The following is an 18,465-nucleotide window of genomic DNA, read 5'->3' on the forward strand; positions in this document are numbered from 1 at the left end:
TCATCAGATGGTTAGGCGGCGAGTATGGTTGCGGCTAGCGTGGCGCTGACCTGCGGGTTCTCCACCAAGGGAAGAAAACGGCCGGTAGCTCCCTCGAGGGTGTCGATGGAGCCCGTCTCGATGTCGTAGATCCAGCCGTGGAGGTTCATCCGGCCTTGGTTCAGCGCCAGGGCGACGGAGGGATGGGTCCTGATATTAGTCAACTGAGCAACGACGTTCCCGCGGACCATATCCTCCAAACGCCCTTGAGGCGATACATGGGTGCGGGCAGCGTTGACGAGCTTCGCGTCGGTCGAGATAGCGGTCATCGCTCCGCAGTCGGAGTGGCCGCAGATGATTATGTCTGTGACGCCCAGGACAGCTACCGCGTACTCGATGGTCGCGGAGAAACCCCCGGGCTCTGGACCATACGCCGGGACGATGTTGCCGGCATTGCGGATCACGAACAGGTCTCCGGGCTCCTGCTGGGTCAGCAACTCAGGCACTATTCGACTGTCCGAACAGCCAATGAACAGCGCCTTGGGGTTTTGCGCGGTGGCCAGTTTCTTGAAGAGTCCGGAGCACTCAGGGAAGCCCTCTTGCTGGAATTCCAGAAATCCGTCGATGATCTCTTTCATACGCGTCTCCTTTGAGGTTTTCGGGGAGATCTCAAGGATGACCGAGAAATACTATAGGGCGGTGTCATACCGTCGAAGCAACAAGTTGGTTGAGTAGAGGAGTTGCTGGTGGGGCGTAGGCGATTGTCGTTTTCGGATCGGGCGGACATCGCCGTAGGCATTCTGGCTGGCAAGTCTGATCGTCAGATCGGTGCGGATCTTGGCCGTGACCACACGATCATTTGGCGGGAACGCCACAGGAATTCGACGAAGACCCGCGGGTATCGTCCGGTGAGTGCGGACTGTGCTGCTGAGCGTCGGCGTAGCCGGCCGCAGGCACGGAAGATCGAGACGGATCCGGTCCTTGCCGCCCGGGTGAAGGCTGATCTGGCCAGGTCGAGGACGCCGCGGCAGATCGCCGGTCGTTTGCGTTTGGAAGCCACAGACGACAGCGTTGAGACCATGACGAAATCACCCGACGCCGAACGCCGCACCGTCTCCCACGAGGCGATCTACCGCTGGATCTACGCCCTGCCCAAGGGCGAGCTTGCCAAGTCCGGAATCCTGCTGCAATCCAAGCGCACCAAACGAAAATCAGTGAAGCCGCTGGGTGAACGCACAGGTGGACGGATCATTGGCATGGTCAGCATCGACGACCGTCCAGAGGAGGCAGCAGATCGCCGTGTTCCAGGTGCGTGGGAAGGGGACTTGGTGGTCGGCAAGGGCGGCAAGAGTGCTATCGCAACCCTGGTCGAGAGGCACAGCAGGTTCTTGATCATGCTGGGCCTGCCTGAAGGCAAGAAGGCCGACGGCCTCGCCGACGTGCTGATCAACCGGGTCAATGACCTGCCGGCCCTGATGCGTGGTTCCCTGACGTGGGATCAAGGCACCGAGATGGCCCGCCACGCACAACTGACACTGGCCACGGACCTTCCCGTCTATTTCGCACATCCCCACTCGCCGTGGGAGAGGCCATCGAACGAGAACACCAATGGGCTGATCAGGGAGTACCTGCCCAAGGGCATCGAGCTGACCAGTCATCAGCCCTACCTGGACTCCATCGCTGATGAGCTCAACGACCGGCCCCGCGCCGTCCTGGGATTCCTCACACCACGAGAAGTATTCACCAAGCTACTCAACGACGATGTTTCTAAGACGGCTTGACACCGCCTAGTGTCCAATGCTCATATACAATAAAATTGATAGCTAATGCCTATAGCCGGGGAATGACGATGCTACGCCACATTCGTTATCTGACCGCTGTCGCGGAACACCAAAACTTCACCCGTGCCGCCGAGGTACTGCACATCTCCCAGCCGACGCTGTCGCAACAGATCAAGCAACTTGAAAAATCGTTGGCCGTCCAACTCTTGGACAGATCGGGGAGAACCGTAAGGCTCACCGACGCCGGCGAAACCTACCTGAGTTATGCCCGCCGCGCCCTGCGAGAGCTCGACGCCGGAACGCGGGCGATTCACGACGTGCAGGATCTAAGCCGCGGATCACTGCGGCTGGCGATGACGCCTACCTTCACCGCCTACATAATCGGTCCACTGGTCGAACGATTCAGCACCCTCTATCCGGGTATCTTCTTGAGCGTGCAGGAGATGACCCAGGACCGCATGGAGGCGGCGCTGGCTGAGGACACCCTTGACCTTGGTATCGCTTTCGCGAAGGCTCGTTCTTCCGAAGTCCACACTTCAGGCCCTGTTCATTGAAACGCTGAGCCTGGTCGTTGGGAGCAACCACCCCAGCTCCGGGCCGCAGGCGCCCATGGACCTGCAGGAGTTGGAACAGCAGAGGCTTGTGCTTCTCAGCAGTGACTTTGCTACCCGGCGCCACATCAACCTGCATTTCCGTGACCACGGCATTGCCCCTCACGTCGCGATTGAAGCCGACTCCGTCAGCGCGATCGTGGAAATCATCCGCCGGGGCCATCTCGCCACCGTGCTGCCCGAAGCCATTGCCCGCGAACAACCAGGGCTCCACCCAGTCGGCCTATCACCGGCAATTCCACACCGCACCGCAGCCCTCCTGAAAAGAAGAGACTCCTACATGAGCGCCGCCAGCCAAGCGTTCACTGAACTGGTATCGACATGGAGTTAGCAATCCAACCCGGCCAAGGCCACCCAGCATAGCCTTGACCAACACCATCCATGCCTCGTGCAGGAAAATATCGGCGCAAGCGGTGGCTGGACTCCTCATTCCTATTGGCTTTCTCCGGGTCGTCAAAGACCATGGTTGTTTGTACCCGGGTTCGCTCGGTGGAGTTCAGAGCAGGAGCTTTGTTCCTGATCGGCATCAACGCTGGTGTCTCTTTCGGGGAGTTCATCGGCCAGGGTGAAGGCCAGGTTGTGCAGCTCGGCATTGCTGATGCAGGCCGATGCCCTAGAGGCAACGGGTCTGAACGCCAGCACGCTCAAGTTGGGGAACGCGAAGCTATAGTGACTCCGGGGTTCTTTGCTGCAGGATCACCGTGAAGTCGTTAGCTCCAAACTTCCTGGCCACTACTGCGTTGACACCCGGACCTGAAGCCACGATGGTTAAGCACTTCATCTTCATTTTTGTTGTTTTCGATTGGTGTGAGCACGGTAGCTTTGACCGCCGGAGTGGAAAGCGGGCGGCGTGGCACAGTAGCCTCGTCCCATGACCACTGACAGAGCCCACGGCACCATGAACGATACGATCTCCGAACCCAGCCCCCCAGGTGATCGCCCGCGCTTCTCCGCCGGCGATCTCGCGCCCGCGACCGCTGTGGGATTCGTATTCCTGATTCTGCGGATCTTTGCCGTGTCAGGGTATGACTGGAATACCGCATTTGCAGTGAGCACCACCTTGAGTTTGAGCGACGGCCTGGCCCTGGTTTTCGGATCCCTCATGGCCGGGCACGTTCTTGTGGAGATTCTGCTGGTGAGTGTCCTCCCCCTGCTCATCGCCACGTTCCTGTGGTCTTCAGGCGGGCACAGGGCCACAGTGCTGTTGGCCACCACGCTGGGCTCCGTCACACTGCTCGCGCTCACCGTCAGTTTCCGGATCTGGTGGTTGCCGGCGGCAACGGCGGCCGTCTTTTGTGTGTTTGCACTGATCCGAAGGCTGACTGTGAAGCATTGGCTGCGGCGCATGTTTGCAGTGGCCATGGCAAGTGTTGGCGGGGTGGCGGCCGTGGCTGTGCTGATCGTTGCCGCCTTTGTCCAAACACCGTGGGTTCCCCAGGAACAGATCAAAACCACGACCGGCACGGTCATCGGCTACGTCCTCAGCGTCGACGCTGGATACCTGAATGTGCTGACCGAAGATCACGAGTTCGTCATCCTCAACACCTCCGAGGTGATTTACCGCAAGTGAGTTGGCCAGGATGCACCAACGTTTTTGGTGGATGAGGGGGATGCTGTGATCGGTTCGGTTCAGCACGAGCCAATCTTCGCTGTCGCTCGGGTAGCGATCATAGATCCAGGTGCAGGTATTGGGCACGGGTGAGGCATACCGCTGAAGATTTTGACGGGACAGCATCGCTCAGATCCGCACGCGCTCCCAACTCACCGGCCGTAAAACCTTGGCTGTAGCGCATCCGGACGCGGCGGGGCCAATCCTTCCCATCGCAGCTCTACTCAGTGTGGGTATGGGCCTAGCCCGCAGCCTTATCCGCGTTGGCAACCACGGGAGTGACCGGCCTGATGTGGAGGATTTTGCGCAGTCAGATGTTTTCACCGGCATCCAAGACAGAATGTTGGACGTAGGCTGGCACCAACTTCCCGGTCTGTGGGTGACTCATGGTGTGCATGCACGCGCCGAGGCGTTCCTGGGTTGCCTTGAGTGTCAGGTCCTCACTTGCCACTCCCTGCTCCATCAGCACCCAAGCCGGGGCAACATCAGCAGCATCCATGAAGTTGTGCACCACGAAAGTCCTGAACTTCAGCCGTCGTTTCACAGCGGCCCAGGCGACGACCCGCAGCCCGCGCACCCGGCTCAGCACTCGCAAGGGGAAGGAGAGCAGGTGGGGCAGGCCCGCTGGATGTGTCAGCAGCGTTCGCTAGATTCTTGCGGCCACAATTCGTTTCTGAATGCCGCCAAAATTCATGGTCCCGAAGTGCGGCAGGGCCCTGTCTCGGACCTCAAGGTCCCGGGGATCTTCCGGGTCCAACAGCGCGGCGCTGCGCGTCCCGGCGTTGACGGTGATGGCGGCGCCGACGACGTAGTGCCACCAGCTCAGGGACGTCAGTCCGGCCGCATAATTGATGACCGTATACGGCAGCGCAGTCACCAGAAGGACACCAATCATGGCAGCCAGTCAGCGCTGGCTCAGCAGTTGATTGACTTTCTCCACCCGGGTCCCGGTGAATTTCTCCACCGCATCCTGGCCCAGCCAATGGACAAGCCAGAAGGCGGCCACGGCCCCGAGCATGGCGGCGGCATAGACAACAGCAAAGCCGCCGAGGAGCCCAAAGATCAGCCCCGCAGCGACGGAGAGAACGCTTTGGGCAATGGTGCCAGCGGCAGGACGGCGTCCGCCAAAATGAAGGCAGCCGGCCCCCCACCAGCCGAGCCTAGCGAAATAGGCGCGGATCTCCCCCACCTGCGGAAGATCAAAGTTCATCAACGCTGCGGTTCCGACAGCCACCAAGAACGCCAGGACGCCCAGCCGCACCAGCGCACGAAGCCTTTTTTGCCCTCACCGACTCGTCTTTATCTGAGCGCCCTCCGGCTGGTTCACTGCCCGCCGTACTTGAGTTAGGCAAGGCAGAACCGGCCATGAACAACTCCTTCTCGATCTTGCTGGGCACTTGTCGATGGTTCCGCACGCTGGCGTAGCCATTCCTGAAGGTGCTGGGCCAGGGCTTGGCCGGAACAGGCTCCTTATGCCCTCCGATCATATGCGTCGCTCCGGAGTATGCTTCTTAAAACCGCGCCGGTCCTCCCTATAACCCGACTCCGCCGTCATAATCATCATCAGGGGAACGCTGCCGCAGGAATTCTGCGAGCACTAACAAAGGACGGCAGTCAGCAAAGATTTGGATTGGACCCCTCATGAAGAAGAGTTGGCTATTGCGTGAGTTGCCTTGCTTGACTTCCCGCGGCAGCGCAGTACCGTAAGTCAAAACAATCGGAACGAAGTGGAGCCAAAATGTCTAACTATCAAGCACGCTGGAACGGTGTAGTCCTTGCCGAATCAGAGCACACTATCGAAGTTGAGGGCAATCAGTATTTCCCGCCCGCATCGCTCAATCGTGAGTACTTCAAGGAAAGTTCAACTACCTCACGCTGTCCGTGGAAGGGGGAGGCTAACTATTACACCCTTGAAGCCGGCGGGGCTTCAAACCAGGACGCTGCCTGGCACTACCCGCACCCCCTGCACGCAGCGGAGAACATCAAAGGACACGTGGCGTTTTGGCACGGGGTGGAGGTCGCCAAAGTGGTGGCCGGCGACGGCGATGCAGTGGCCGTCACCGCCTGATAGCTCCTGCACGCGGCCGCGCACCCATCACCACTGACCATTTTGAGCCGTTACTCGCGGTAATTGAACCGCTCACTGTCCTGCGGATTCGAGGGGCCCGCGGTGCGCGCTAATCGGCGAGCCGTCACTGATGGCGTCCTGACTGGACCGGACAGCCGTGCCGCAAGCAACAAGCTCCTGTCCTCGCTTCGGACGTCCCGCTATACGCCCTCTGCATGGTCACTCTTCCTGGACCGTGCAGCCCGGCGCTCCGTCAGGCAGGCCCTCGATCATCGGTGGACCCTGCTGGACGCTACCGTGATGCATGTGGGCCTCGCTGTTCTGGACGACCGGGTCGCCGCCCGTGGTTGGCGACCAGCTGGCTGTTGACCATCAGTCACTTGGGCATGTTGGAGAACCAACACCGGCTGGGGGTGTCCAACACTCTCACGCTGATTCGGGCAAACCTGCCAGCTTTCGAAAACCGACTGGAAACGCTGTCGCGCTCACCACGGATTGGCTCGACGGGAGAATTTTCCAAGCGAGCGGCACCGAGACACGGTTCGTCCAACAGGCGGATTTCTGGCGTATACCGCGCTGTGGACCTTGCTAGCCCTCCAGCCTGAATCCAACCCGTGGCTGCGTCCGGCCGCAGCCCTGCAGCTCATCATCGCTCTGAGAATTGTGCTGCGATGCATCACGCTTGACGCTACTGTGGTGGCATGAGCGACTACCGACGCCCCACGCTCTCGACTGAGGTCTATCGCGATGAACATGGCCACGTTATCGAGTACGGGAAACGTTGGAACGAGGATTCACCGTCAGACGACGTATATTCCCGTGTCAACAACCTGCACGTTTCACACCCCTGCACGCGGTAGCCGAGGCCCTCATCGAATGGCTGCACGGCAACTTCGAAGTGACCATTGAGCAGGACATGGCAGTAGCGCAGGATCTCCTGCACCTGCGAGATGATGTGATTCGGGCGGTACGCGTCGTTCCCCGTAACCCCGCAGCTGCCATGCTGACGTTTGTTCTCACGAGATTCCCTGGCGTGTACCTTCACGCAGGTTCGCTCCACGACTTTCATTTCCCCGAGTGCGGTTGCGATGCCTGCGATGACGAAGTCACCAACTTGGCCGCCGACCTCGAATGGACCGTGCGCACCGTTGCATCAAGGGCTATGTGGAGCGATTCGATCCTTGGCCGGGGCGTTGGATCGAGTTCCAGCTTGATGAGACGGGGGTCGGGAAACGATCTGGCCGCGGCCGGACGAAGGAACTCCCGGATGAACGTGTGAAGCTGGCACGCACGGTGCTGCCCACGGATGGGAACTGGCTGCCGTGGCAGGCTCTTTCACCAGAGACCGCCAACCCTTTCGAATGATCCATGTCCGGTTGCCCTGTGGCGCCCGACACTCGCAGAAACCTTGACATTCTCCTGCCGCCTGTTCGCAAACTCCCAAACCCACCATCCTCGAGATCCTCAGGGCGCACGCCTACGACGAAGCCTGGATTCCTTGAGTGCTTGCCGGCACATCGGTTGACGACGGGGATGAACTGCGCGACCGCGATCTACTAGGAGGTGATCCACCGGCTGCTTATGACAAGCTCAACGACGCCGTTACAGCCGCCGTCAGAGAAGGCGTCGATTCGGAGGCGGTGTCCCATTTTCAGTACGGCGATTATCCGGCCAGGGAAGGCTTCGCGCACCTGGCAATGTATCGCGGCTTTCAAGCATGGCTCATCGCTAAACACCTTTCAATCCCGTTCCACTTGTCAACCGAGATCATTGCCGGGATGAATGAGCACGTGGTGCCGAACGTCGAACAATGGCGTAGCTTCGGGCTTTTCCCGCCGCCGATTGAACCAGCCGCTGGAGCCGATGAGTAGACCCGGATCCTGTGCACAGTGGGGTTCTGGCTCCCCTGACACCAGTTGCGCCTTGCGGCACCCCCTCTCCAACTTCACTGATGCGAGATTGCAACCACAAACACCAGTAAAAGTAGGCCAATGGGCAGCAGCAGGACTCCTGCTGCTATCAGCCCTGGGGTCGCAGTCATCTTAGATCCTGGTGTCGGACGGCTGCACGTTAGTCCCCAGACATCAGTGGATGACCGTCGAGCGGGGGCAATCAGGGTGACAAGTGTTGAGGACCGGCTCGCCCTCAGAGAGTCGCCGACCAGACCCGGGAGTATCGGACCTTCGTGGACCGTCACCTTGCACAGCCCGTGGACCGGAAAGCGAGAGGCCGATCCCGCTAGTCTGCCGGTATGAAAAATTCCAGAGCAATTCCGTCGGGATCTTTCAAACTCAGGGCCGTTCCGTAAGCGGCCTCGATCAACCCGGTGTGTTCGACGCCAATTTCTCCAAGATGGTCCCGCCACTCCAGCAAGGTCTTTCGATCATGCACCTCGAATCCGATGTGGTCGAGGCCCGGATTTTTGCCATCGAAGGCCTTGGCGGAACCGATGTCGTGCTGAGTCAGCCCCAGCGTGAGTCCGTTAGCGAGCGGGAAGATTCGGCGTATAAACGGGCCGTCAGTCATATGCCCAGTGGGTTCGGTGTTCCACAGTCGAGAATAGAACGCAGTACTGACGCTTATGTCCGTAACAGTCAGCGCTAGATGGTCAATGTGCGGCAAAGCCGGCATGAATGTCCTCGGGGTAATTTTCGGTAGCAGACCTCAGCCAATGTACCGTATCTAAAAACTCAGATCATGATGCAGCTGACCCTCACTTCCGAACCCCCGATCAGCGCCACACAGCACCATCTACCGACTCTTATGGCGCTAAACTAGCGCCCTCAGCTTTTTGAATGTTTCACTCGACACTGAACGGGTGGTCTTTCCTGGGCGCAGCGCTCTCCTGCCCGAATGAACACCCGCTCTCCTGCCCGCGCGTTAGTATGACCAAAGCCGTCCACGGACTACTATTCAAGGAGACCCCACTTTTTCGTCACCGTATTCGTTGACATGGCCTTTTCAACACACAATTGGAGCCCCCATTACCGAGATGAACGCAGCGCATGATGTCTACTACGGCAATCCCGCAACAGATGACGACCTTGAACTCACCGAGGAAACACCGCCTTCCGCCGTCGTGCGCTTTAAAGACAGGCAGGACGTTGTCCGCCACGATGGCAGGTACGTCTTGGTCAACCGGAACCGCACCCCGCATGAAGCCATGGTTGATGACCTGCTGTTCATTCGCGGAGCCCTGGAAGCGGCAGGGCTAAGTTACCTGCTGGTGCGCGGCAATGACGAACGGCCCGTGATCTCCGTAGACTGGAAGGACCGTGCCGCGCTGCGCGAAGCCCTCGTTCAGGCATGCGCCGAGGAACCGTTCTATTCACTCACTGTGGACACCCGTAAGAAATCGGCGCGGCTGGTGGCTGAAGGGACATTGGCCAAGAACCGCCGGTCCAGGATTCTGCGCCTGTACCGCCCGCGGTGGGAGCCCGACGGCGGGCTGAGCTACGGTGCCTCGCTGGGGGTCCAAATTGAGCTGTGGAGCTTTGAAGGCGAAGAGTTGGTGCTGCCCATCGAAAACTCGCTGACCCGGCGCACACTGTTGGCCCAGGACGCCGTGCGCGGCACCGTGGAAAGGTATGGTCATACCTGGCCGACCATCGAGAACATGTTCGCCGATCACGCCTCCGACATAGGCTTCGATATTGACTTGGTCTTCTCCTGGGTGGACGGCAGCTCAGCAGAATACATTGCAGCCCGGCGCGCCCGGATGCAGGGTGTGGTGGTGGGCGAGGGCGATGACCACGCGGCCCGTTTTCGCCAGATCGACGAGCTCAAGTATGCGCTGCGCTCCATCTACACGTTTGCGCCGTGGATTCGACGGGTGTTCATAGCCACGGACTCCCCCACGCCGGCATGGCTGGCCGACCACCCTTTCGTGACGGTGGTCCGCAGTGAGGAGTTCTTCGCCGATCCTTCGGTGCTACCCACCCACAATTCACAGGCCGTGGAGTGCCAGCTGCACCACATCGACGGTTTGTCCGAACACTTCCTGTACTCCAATGACGACATGTTCTTCGGCCGTCCCGTCAGCCCGGACATGTTCTTCACGCCCGGCGGGATCACGAAGTTTATCGAAGCCGAGACAAGAATCGGTTTGGGCGAGAACGACGCCGAACGCAGCGGCTTCGAAAATGCAGCCCGAGTCAACCGCAAGTTGCTGTGGGACAGGTTCGGACGCATCACCACGCGGCACCTTGAGCACGCCGCCGCACCGCTGCGCCGCAGTGTCATGGCGGAGATGGAGCGCGAGTTCACAGCAGAATTCAAGGCCACCGCGGCAAGCACCTTCCGGGCGGCGGCAAATATTTCCGTGACCAACTCGCTGTACCACTACTACGGGCTGCTGACGGGCAGGGCAACGATCCAAACGGACGCCAAGGTCAAGTATGTGGACACGACGGCGCGGGCTGGCTTGAAGTACCTGGCAAAATTGCTCGCCAAGCGAAACATGGACTTCTTCTGTCTCAACGACGGCAGCTTCCCGGAGGTACCGGCCGCGGAACGCGCCGAGCTGGTGACCGACTTCTTGCAGAAGTACTTCCCGATTGCGGCCCCCTGGGAGAAGTAGTCCGCCAGGACCTGGACTTTAGCACGACGCGGGCCCGCGCTGTTGTGCCTACACCGCAATGCCGGTAGTGCGCAGCGCGTGGTCGGGGATGTGCACCCCGGCCGTAGCGAGGCGTTGCTGTGTCTGCTCGGCACTGACCTGCTCGCCAACGGTGGTCCCGGAGCCCAGCGGTACGGTGGAATGGACAATGGTGTGTTCGTAGACGTGGACCAGGTTGTAGGCTTGGCCGCCGTCGCGGCCGCGGCTGCCGCCTGCCGGCACGTTCAGATCCTGCGTATAACATGTGGCGGCTGCAACGGAGACTGGGATCCCGGCGAACATGGCGGTGGTTGAGTAGTGCAGGTGGCCGGCCAGGATGGTGCGCACATCCGAGCCGCGCAACACAGCCGCCAGTTCGGACTGTCGGCGCAGCTCTACCAGCACGGCAAGGTCCAGCACGCTGGGCACCGGCGGATGGTGAAGTGCCAGGATGGTGCCGTCAGGGGCGGGCGTGGCGAGTTCGGCAGCCAGCCACTCGAGCTGCTCGGAGCCGATCTCGCCGTGATGGAAGCCCGGCACCGAGGTATCCAAGGTGATGACCCGCAGCCCGTTCAGGAAGTGGCGGTGGGTCACGGGGTCACTGTTCGCAGGCTCTCCCAGCAGGCCTGCGCGGAAGTTTCCGCGATGGTCGTGGTTGCCCATGGCCCAGATCACCTGTGCACCCATGTCCTGGCAGGCGGGCTCCACGATCTGGCGCAACTTGGCGTACGCTTCGGGCTCGCCTTTGTCGGCGAGGTCGCCGGTAAAGATGATCGCCTCCGGCCGGGCCCCGGACGTTGCGATCTCAGTGAAGATTTGGCGCAACCGCTCCTCACTGTCCACCGCCCCATAGAGGGGACCCGGACCTGCCAGCAGGTGAGTGTCGCTCAGGTGAAGCAGGAAGTGTCGCGGTCGCGGGTGCTCGGCCTCGAAGTAGTTCATAGCTGCCTTAATGGTCAGGTGGATGCGGCGGCTGCCGTGTCCCTCTCATGTACCCCCATCCAACCACCGACCGCGTGAACTAAGCACTAACCCTGGCGGTAGTTTGCTAAAACGTTTGGGTTTCCCTGCGGGAGAATCCGGCATGCCCCCCTCATCGACCCTGCTCCGCGGGTATTGAGTTTTACCCCCGCCCTTGAACTGTGGACCTGCGGCTTCTACGCTAGGCAGTGCAGAGTTCTCAGTGAAGGGCAGTCACCACCATGGCATGGGTCGCGAGATCGTCGCACACCTGTTCAACCCCCTCAACGGCGTGGTTGAAAGTCCGAACTTATGGCTATACAACGCATTTGGTCCTGAGTAGGCCCAGCTGATCACCGAGGTGATCACCCCGGTCACCGACGTGATCACCCCGGTCACCGACGTCGTGATGGGCCGAAAACTCTGGCTGGAATGGTCCCATTACTGGCCGCGGTCCGATGATGACTTTAGCCGCTGGATCAATCCTGTGCGTAAGCATGTTCTCTCCTCCACAGTGGCGCAGCAGTTGCCGTGGGACAGCACCCGGATCACGGGCGACCCCGTGGAATATCTGAAGAGCCTTCGCGGGCACGGCGACGGCGGGATACTCGTGAGCGGCGGCGTTGAGAGGGTCCGCTCACTGTTCCTGCAGGGGCTGATCGATGAGCTGATCCTGACAACGCATCCGGTGGTCACCAACGACGGACGCCGGCTCTTTGACGACACCGTCCCACCCACCCTTCTGGAACTTCTCCATGCGTCCTCAACCAGCTCCGGCAACGTCATCATGCACTACGCGCTGCGCCAGCCTGATTGACGCAGCTGCCTGATGATTTGGCCCAAGACCCGTTACCTTTTAGTAGTCCCCAAATTGAGTAAGAATTGGGGTTGTTGGCCTGTCGGTCCCGGCAGGATTAAATCCCCCCGGTCATTGATGATCAGGGGGGTGTTGCCGCCGGGGCTCGATAGGCGCCAGTGGATCGCTAATGGGGGCCGGACCAGCACAGCGAACCACCGTGTAGGTCAGCCGTAACGAAAGATGTCGAGCCTTGCCGCCGCAGGACAAGCCAACGAAGGTTTCACAGGACACTATTTCAGGGAGGTTTGCGGTGATCAAAGGACATGAGGACGTCGATATCTTCATTGGTGTTGACGTGGGCAAAAGCAATCACCACGCGGTCGCTATCGACCGAAAAGGCAAGAAACTCCTCGACCGGGCCCTGCACCAGGACGAGGCCAAACTCCGTGCCATCATCAAGTCCGTAGGAGGCAAGGGCGCGGTGTTGCTGGTCGTGGATCAGCCTTTGACCATTGCTGCGCTGCGGGTCGCTGTGGCCCAGGCTGAGGGAATCTTGGTTGGCTATATTCCGGGTTTGGCGATGCGTCGCATCGCGGACCTGCATCCCTGAGAAGCCAAGACCGATGCCCAGGATGCGGCCATTATTGCTGAGGCAGCCCGGTCTCTGCCGCATACGCTAAGTACCATCGTTATCGCTGATGAACAAGCCGCTGAACTCTCGATGCTGTGCGGTTTCGATGACGATCTGGCGAAACATGCCACGGCGACCTCGAATCGGATCCGCGGCCTACTCACCCAGATCAACCCCGCCCAGGAACGAGTCATCGGGCGCACCTGGACCATCCAGCCATGGACGAGTTACTACTGACGTACCCGTCCGCGGACAAGCTCCGCAAAGCAGGCCAGGCCCGTTTCAGCACGCTGATGGCACGCCATGCACCACGGGCTGGGAACCGGTGGACCACAGATCTCTTCGCCGCTTTGGATGAGCAAACGGTGGTGGGCTCAGGGACCGGAGCTGCCAGCATCGTCCTGCGCCAGCTCGCGGGCATGCTCAAGCAGCTACCTACTGCCAGGGATGAGGACTTGACCCAGGTTGAAGAACTCGTTGAGGCCCACCCTCTTCACGTTGTCCTGACCTCCATGCCCGCGGGCGGGGCCAGGACAGAAGCACGCATCATCACCGAGGTTTCGGTCAAGGAATTCAAGAGCGCCGGTCACCTCGCCTCCTACGCCGGGCTGGCACCAGTGCCCTGGCGATCGGGCACCTCGATCCGTGGTGATCACCCTCCAAGGAAGGCAACAAGTCCCTGAAGCGGGCGTTCTTCCTCTCCGCGTTCGCCGCCTTGAAAGACCCGCTCTCCCGGGCCTATTATGACAAGAAACGAGCCCAAGGGAAACGCCACAACCAAGCCCTGATCGCCTTCGCACGCAGGCGCTGCGACGTGGTATTCGCGATGCTCCCCGACGGAGCCCTCTACACCCAACCAGACGCCAAAACCGCCAAGCCGGGGCAAGAACACACCCCTACGGGTATGCCTTGCTTGCAACTCATTCCTGACCGAAATCACGCATCAATAAACTGTGAAAAATCCTCGCAAACCCCTAGACGAAAAAAATCGGGACACCCCTCGATCGAGTGCCGGCTTTGCGCGCAGCGTTGCCCGACGTGCCAGTTTTTTCGGCAACAGACGCCAAAGGCTTGGAATGGGATGCAACGTTACTCATTGCCGCACCAAGTATTGTTGCCCAGCAGCGAGGCTGGAACGGACTCTATGTTGCCCTCACGCGCTGCACGCAAGAGCTCTGGCAGCTGCTGATGAGCAAGACGGCTAACTCACGGGACCGCAGCAGATCGCGGTTCCCGCCCTTGTCATGTCAGGCAGGCGAATATCAGAGTTGGGGACTAATTGTCCCAGCCACGGTTGCGGCGCATCAGCTCAAGTACCTTCAAGGCTGTGGCATCGCCACCCGCCTTTGAGCCCTGGACGGCCGTCTCCAGATTGCGCCGCACGATCGCTGCCAGCTGGAAAACTGGTTGGGTCAGCCTCGGGCATGGAGAACGAGAGTGCTTCCTCCTTCCCCATCCATTTCCCACGAGCTGAACCACTGGGGGGGGGCCGCACTCGCCGTGCCATTGGGTGCAGGTGACGCGAAGATCGCGGCATCCCCTGACCCTAGGCCAGGGTGGGACATGCCGTGTTGGAAGAGCGTCAGGAAGCGTTCCCGGGGTGTCCCGTCGGAGACGACACGCCGAAGGTAGGAGGAAACGCTTTACCACCACTAGCTTCACCCAGCAGGATCCGGGCAGACTGACCTAGAGAGCGCGCTCGTCAGGTTATACGATGCGGACCGCTTAAAGTACTTAATTACCGTCGCGGTCGGACGCGTTTGTGGTCCGGAAAGAATCCGTGCTCGAGTCCCCAGAGGATGGCGTTGGAGCGGTCAGTTACCTCGATCCGGCGGTAGCAGCTACGGATTATCGTCTTGACGGTGTTGATAGATAACCGGGTCCTTTCTGCTATCTCGGCATTGCCTAGACCCTGGGTGATAAGGGCAAGAACTTCTGCCTCGCGCTGGGTCAGGCCTTCTTGTCGACCGGGCCAATCACCAAGGCTCGATTTCGATTGGCCACTGTGCCCTGGGAAAACCTGACTTTCGCCCCGATGAATATCGTGAAGGGCACTAACTAAGCTGGCAGCGGGAAGACCTTTGGAGAGGTAACCGCTGGCTCCGTTAGCCAGTGCAGCCCTAATTCGAGTTTCATCGAGGTCCCACGAATAGACAACTACCTTGCCAGCCAGCGGATTGCTTGCCAGTTCGTGGACATCCGCACCGTCTCCCGGCGTCGCCGCGAACGTGTCGTAGAGCGTGAGGTCCACAGGTGCGGCCACATCTCGATTGAGGTCGAGTTCGACGACCTCGACGGTATCCCCGTAGGACCGAAGCATCATCTCCAGCCCTCTTAGGACGATTTCATAGTCATCCACCAGGGCGACGCGAAGGTTTGCCATACTTCCAGCCTACGTCAGCAGGGGGCGCGAGAGTTCACCCCTTGGGGTGAAGACGGTCACCCCCATTGATAATTATGCTTTTGGGATGAACTCAGCCCAAACCATCAACAGAATCACGTCTGAGGACGACGATCTCGGCCAGGCGAGTGTTCGAGAGCTTATTGTTCTATTAGCCCTGGCCGAGGATGAGCACCGGAACACCGCTAACCCCAGAAGGATCGCGGCGCTGATACGACGTGAGCAAGCAATAGTCATGGCGTTACACCGCAATGGACTCACCGCCACAGGGCCGGATAACCCACAACTCCCCGGGCAGTCAACACCCCCACCCGTTGAAAACCTGGTGGTCAAATAGTGTCAACAACGACCACGAAACGGGTAAATCTGCGTCAGGTACATCCTCTTCATACCCGATCGTCAGCTGACCTGCAGGCAACGGCTGCGAGGGTTGTGGTCAGGGATGCCAGCATCGAGATCCACGGATACGTGGTTGCCCTCGAGGGGAACAACGTCCGCGTCATGTGGGCTGTAGCGTCCGGCCGGCACCGCCAGCGCACGTTCTCAGCCGAGGCGGTTTTCCTGCCAAGCTACGAGCACCGCTGGGATGGGTACCTTATTCCTTTCGAAAAAATCGCTGTTATCCGTCTGGCATCCCGCTGACCGCCGCGGACGTGTGCGACCTGATGTACTCGCAAACTCAGCAGCCCGGACTTCAAGAGACAAGTATGCCCACCGTTTGTCGAAATACCAGGACTTCTCCGTTGTTCCGTGACTCCAATGCTGGCGATACGTTGAAGGAGTCAATCTCCCGAACTTTCGCACTCGTGCCTTCGTCTACTGGCGTTCCCCTCTCGCCCCAACCAACGAGGTTGGAGTCCGGGATGAGCGCTGATCAGTTGGTGTTTCAGTTCATGGGGCTCGCCGACGCTCTCTCGCGCCGCTATAGCGCCCCGGGATGTGAGGCCGAAGACTTGCAGCAGGTAGCCAGGCTCGGACTCGTGAAGGCTGCCAAGAGGTACCGCGACTTAGGAAATCATGGGTTCATGGCCTTTGCAGTGCCGACTATCAATGGTGAGCTCAAACGATATCTCAGGGATCATTCTTGGGTGGTGCGGCCACCGAGGCCCATTCAGGAAGCTAGGCTCAAGATCAGGCGGGTGCGCCCCGAGCTCACGCAGCACCTGGGAAGGTATCCCTCAACCGCCGATCTGAGTTCGGCCGCTGGCATTTCAGTGATGGAAACCACTCTGGCCTTGATAGCGGAGACAGCCATGGTCGCCCAACCAATCGAGCAAAATGACTCGCCAACGAGCTATGAGGACCCAGGGCACGACGTCCTTCTGGCTACGGAGGACCCCGGCTATGAACGCGTGGAGCAAAGGCTGACGCTTGAAACTGCCCTCAGCGACACGAGCGAGGAAGACCGGCTGCTACTTCATTTGCGCTTCGTCCTGGAGTTGTCGCAGGGGCAGATCGCCCAAGAATTGGGTGTCAGTCAAATGCAGATTTCACGACGCCTGAAACAGTTACTCGACCGTCTCGGGCGTCGCGTGACCCAGGTCGCGGAAAAGTAGTCGACAGCGCTGGAAACAACGCGAAGTGGTCCCGTCCGGCGTCATCCATGGAGGACGCCGGACGGGACCGCCCAAATTTCACGTTAGAGATGGTCCTTGGCGGAAGTGCTCGTCACAGGAATTCATGTCCAACTCTTCGATCTATCCAGATCTGAATTGGGCCCGTGTGCTCGGCTCGTGTCAGGCGCGGCGCCGCACAACGGCGCCATAGACGCCCAAGACGACCAGTGAGCCCACGATGGCGACCAGCCAGGTTTGGAGGCTCCAGAAATTCTCAAGCCCGACGCCGAAGATCGCCCCACCGATCCATCCACCGATCAAGGCCCCCACGACTCCCAGGAGCATGGTGATAAGGATGCCACCACGCTGACGGCCGGGCAAGATGGCTTTTGCTATCGCACCAACGATGAGTCCCAGTATCAGGAACGCGATAAAACTCATGAACTAACTCCTTTTGTTTCAACTTCTCAGATCGAGTGGGGACGTGCCCAATATGGGCCTGCCCAGGTGAGTCCGCGAGGGTTAGCGGCCAGTGACGTCCTTGGCTGCATCCTTGACATGCTCACCAGCCTGCTTAATACCGGCCTTGGCCTGGTCCCCTTCGCCTTCTGCTTCAAGTCCCCGATCGTTAGTGGCTGCACCGATGTGCTCCTTGGCCTTGCCCTTGAGCTCCTCGGCCTTATTTTCAAACTTGTCTGCGATACCCATGGTTGTCTCCTTCATGGAACGAAAAGCACGAGGGGCCGACCGGCCGCTGCTCTTCGGTCCGTTTCCGGGCTACGTGGCAATGGCGCCACCAGCCTCAACCATTACAATTCCCCCAACAATGCAATTCAAACATCTTCGATACCAGTTTCTTTAGCAAGGAGTTTCTTTTGGTATCGCAGGTGGCGGTGGCCACAATGAGATCTCTGAGGACATTGTTTACAACATCACTCAGGACATCGTCTACAAGTAGCCGGAGTGTTGTCCGGTTCCGGACTGGCCGCGAGATCTCTTGATAATAGGGGGTGTCAAATACCTCATCTGCGTCGATCCGCCTCAGATCATTGAGTTCAATCCGGACCTGCCAGTTGCTGTGAGCATCTCAGATTTATGCATGGAATGGGGCATCAGCAGGCCCTCCTGTTTCAAGGTGATGAAACGCTACATCGCTGAAGGCAAGAAGGCCCTCCACCCGCACTCCAGGGCCCCAAAGAAGCCTGCAAGGGTTCATGGGGACCGGACCAAGGCGGTGGTTCTGCGGCTCCGTAAACGCCTGGCTCAGTCCGTCTGGGACAGCGGTCCGCAGTCGATCTGGTTCGAGGGAGTGGATGCTGCGATTACCGGAACACGTTCTTGCTCAAATTCAGGGTATTCGCGGAGGCAACTTGCGACGAAATTTACGTCCTGCATCTCCTGTTCGGCAGGTGGCACTCGCCCTGGATAGGCGAGCCCGAACCCTCCTTGACAGGGAGTCGTTCGTCTCGGGCG

Annotated in this window: 18 protein-coding genes and 3 pseudogenes; 12 read left to right on the top strand and 9 right to left on the bottom strand. The window is 59.7% G+C overall.

Translation table 11 applies throughout. The features are described from left to right. Window positions 1-11 precede the first annotated feature (11 nt). Window positions 12-617 (bottom strand): carbonic anhydrase, encoded by a 606-nt coding sequence (locus AOC05_RS08540; RefSeq protein ID WP_062006860.1) that lies wholly within the window; start codon window positions 615-617, stop codon window positions 12-14. A 108-nt stretch (window positions 618-725) separates the two neighbouring features. On the opposite strand from AOC05_RS08540, the gene AOC05_RS08545 reads away from it, so the two are divergent. From AOC05_RS08545 to AOC05_RS08560, 4 genes are all read left to right on the top strand, one after another. Then, window positions 726-1,760 carry an IS30 family transposase gene (locus AOC05_RS08545; protein WP_062006861.1) on the top strand — a complete coding sequence of 345 codons (1,035 nt, stop codon included), beginning with the start codon at window positions 726-728 and terminating at the stop codon, window positions 1,758-1,760. A 62-nt stretch (window positions 1,761-1,822) separates the two neighbouring features. Continuing rightward, a complete protein-coding gene (cynR, locus tag AOC05_RS20325; protein WP_197277920.1) occupies window positions 1,823-2,314 on the top strand; it encodes a transcriptional regulator CynR in 492 nt (163 codons plus the stop codon). After that, window positions 2,253-2,702 (top strand): LysR substrate-binding domain-containing protein, encoded by a 450-nt coding sequence (locus tag AOC05_RS20330; RefSeq protein WP_250636041.1) that lies wholly within the window; start codon window positions 2,253-2,255, stop codon window positions 2,700-2,702. The genes cynR and AOC05_RS20330 overlap by 62 nt, the downstream gene beginning before the upstream one ends. A gap of 540 nt (window positions 2,703-3,242) precedes the next feature. Continuing rightward, the gene (locus tag AOC05_RS08560) at window positions 3,243-3,941 is read left to right on the top strand and encodes a hypothetical protein (protein ID WP_062006863.1); all 699 of its coding nucleotides are present in this window, start codon (window positions 3,243-3,245) and stop codon (window positions 3,939-3,941) included. A 349-nt stretch (window positions 3,942-4,290) separates the two neighbouring features. On the opposite strand, the gene AOC05_RS08565 is transcribed toward AOC05_RS08560, so the two are convergent. From AOC05_RS08565 to AOC05_RS08575, 3 genes are all read right to left on the bottom strand, one after another. Continuing rightward, a complete protein-coding gene (locus AOC05_RS08565; protein ID WP_186759505.1) occupies window positions 4,291-4,494 on the bottom strand; it encodes a hypothetical protein in 204 nt (67 codons plus the stop codon). 132 nt (window positions 4,495-4,626) lie between these two features. Continuing rightward, the gene (locus AOC05_RS08570) at window positions 4,627-4,875 is read right to left on the bottom strand and encodes a hypothetical protein (protein ID WP_062006865.1); all 249 of its coding nucleotides are present in this window, start codon (window positions 4,873-4,875) and stop codon (window positions 4,627-4,629) included. Between the two features lie 9 nt (window positions 4,876-4,884). Then, window positions 4,885-5,241: a VTT domain-containing protein gene (locus AOC05_RS08575; protein ID WP_062006866.1), complete on the bottom strand. Its 357-nt coding sequence runs from the start codon at window positions 5,239-5,241 to the stop codon at window positions 4,885-4,887. A 477-nt stretch (window positions 5,242-5,718) separates the two neighbouring features. On the opposite strand from AOC05_RS08575, the gene AOC05_RS08580 reads away from it, so the two are divergent. The 3 genes and pseudogenes from AOC05_RS08580 to AOC05_RS08590 all read left to right on the top strand — a co-directional run bounded on the left by AOC05_RS08580 (window position 5,719) and on the right by AOC05_RS08590 (window position 7,919). Beyond that, a complete protein-coding gene (locus tag AOC05_RS08580) occupies window positions 5,719-6,048 on the top strand; it encodes a DUF427 domain-containing protein (protein ID WP_062006867.1) in 330 nt (109 codons plus the stop codon). Window positions 6,049-6,749: 701 nt separating this feature from the next. After that, window positions 6,750-7,327 (top strand): annotated as a pseudogene (locus AOC05_RS20780) (DUF6226 family protein). A 223-nt stretch (window positions 7,328-7,550) separates the two neighbouring features. Next, window positions 7,551-7,919 (top strand): hypothetical protein, encoded by a 369-nt coding sequence (locus AOC05_RS08590; protein ID WP_154605557.1) that lies wholly within the window; start codon window positions 7,551-7,553, stop codon window positions 7,917-7,919. A 367-nt stretch (window positions 7,920-8,286) separates the two neighbouring features. Here the strand turns inward: AOC05_RS08590 and AOC05_RS08595 are convergent, their stop codons facing one another. Continuing rightward, entirely contained in the window at window positions 8,287-8,679 is a 393-nt protein-coding gene (locus AOC05_RS08595; RefSeq protein WP_062006869.1) for a VOC family protein, read from the bottom strand. A 361-nt stretch (window positions 8,680-9,040) separates the two neighbouring features. Here AOC05_RS08595 and AOC05_RS08600 point away from each other — a divergent pair, with 361 nt between their 5' ends. Continuing rightward, the gene (locus AOC05_RS08600; RefSeq protein WP_082357864.1) at window positions 9,041-10,627 is read left to right on the top strand and encodes a stealth family protein; all 1,587 of its coding nucleotides are present in this window, start codon (window positions 9,041-9,043) and stop codon (window positions 10,625-10,627) included. Between the two features lie 48 nt (window positions 10,628-10,675). Here the strand turns inward: AOC05_RS08600 and AOC05_RS08605 are convergent, their stop codons facing one another. After that, entirely contained in the window at window positions 10,676-11,587 is a 912-nt protein-coding gene (locus AOC05_RS08605) for a phosphodiesterase (RefSeq protein ID WP_062006870.1), read from the bottom strand. Window positions 11,588-11,966: 379 nt separating this feature from the next. Here AOC05_RS08605 and AOC05_RS08610 point away from each other — a divergent pair, with 379 nt between their 5' ends. After that, entirely contained in the window at window positions 11,967-12,422 is a 456-nt protein-coding gene (locus AOC05_RS08610) for a dihydrofolate reductase family protein (RefSeq protein ID WP_062006871.1), read from the top strand. A 292-nt stretch (window positions 12,423-12,714) separates the two neighbouring features. Then, window positions 12,715-13,888: pseudogene (locus AOC05_RS18870) on the top strand (IS110 family transposase); the annotation flags it as partial. Between the two features lie 885 nt (window positions 13,889-14,773). On the opposite strand, the gene AOC05_RS08625 reads toward AOC05_RS18870, so the two are convergent. Then, the gene (locus AOC05_RS08625) at window positions 14,774-15,418 is read right to left on the bottom strand and encodes a LuxR C-terminal-related transcriptional regulator (protein WP_062006874.1); all 645 of its coding nucleotides are present in this window, start codon (window positions 15,416-15,418) and stop codon (window positions 14,774-14,776) included. A gap of 881 nt (window positions 15,419-16,299) precedes the next feature. Here AOC05_RS08625 and AOC05_RS08640 point away from each other — a divergent pair. After that, window positions 16,300-16,992: a sigma-70 family RNA polymerase sigma factor gene (locus AOC05_RS08640; RefSeq protein WP_062006877.1), complete on the top strand. Its 693-nt coding sequence runs from the start codon at window positions 16,300-16,302 to the stop codon at window positions 16,990-16,992. A gap of 180 nt (window positions 16,993-17,172) precedes the next feature. Here the strand turns inward: AOC05_RS08640 and AOC05_RS08645 are convergent, their stop codons facing one another. Next, the gene (locus tag AOC05_RS08645; protein WP_062006878.1) at window positions 17,173-17,433 is read right to left on the bottom strand and encodes a GlsB/YeaQ/YmgE family stress response membrane protein; all 261 of its coding nucleotides are present in this window, start codon (window positions 17,431-17,433) and stop codon (window positions 17,173-17,175) included. An 81-nt stretch (window positions 17,434-17,514) separates the two neighbouring features. Next, entirely contained in the window at window positions 17,515-17,700 is a 186-nt protein-coding gene (locus tag AOC05_RS08650; protein WP_062006879.1) for a CsbD family protein, read from the bottom strand. A 302-nt stretch (window positions 17,701-18,002) separates the two neighbouring features. On the opposite strand from AOC05_RS08650, the pseudogene AOC05_RS20110 reads away from it, so the two are divergent. Then, window positions 18,003-18,307, top strand: a pseudogene (locus tag AOC05_RS20110) (IS481 family transposase); the annotation flags it as partial. Between the last annotated feature and the right edge of the window lie 158 nt (window positions 18,308-18,465).

It is taken from the genome of Arthrobacter alpinus, assembly GCF_001294625.1.
GTDB lineage: Bacteria > Actinomycetota > Actinomycetes > Actinomycetales > Micrococcaceae > Specibacter > Specibacter alpinus_A.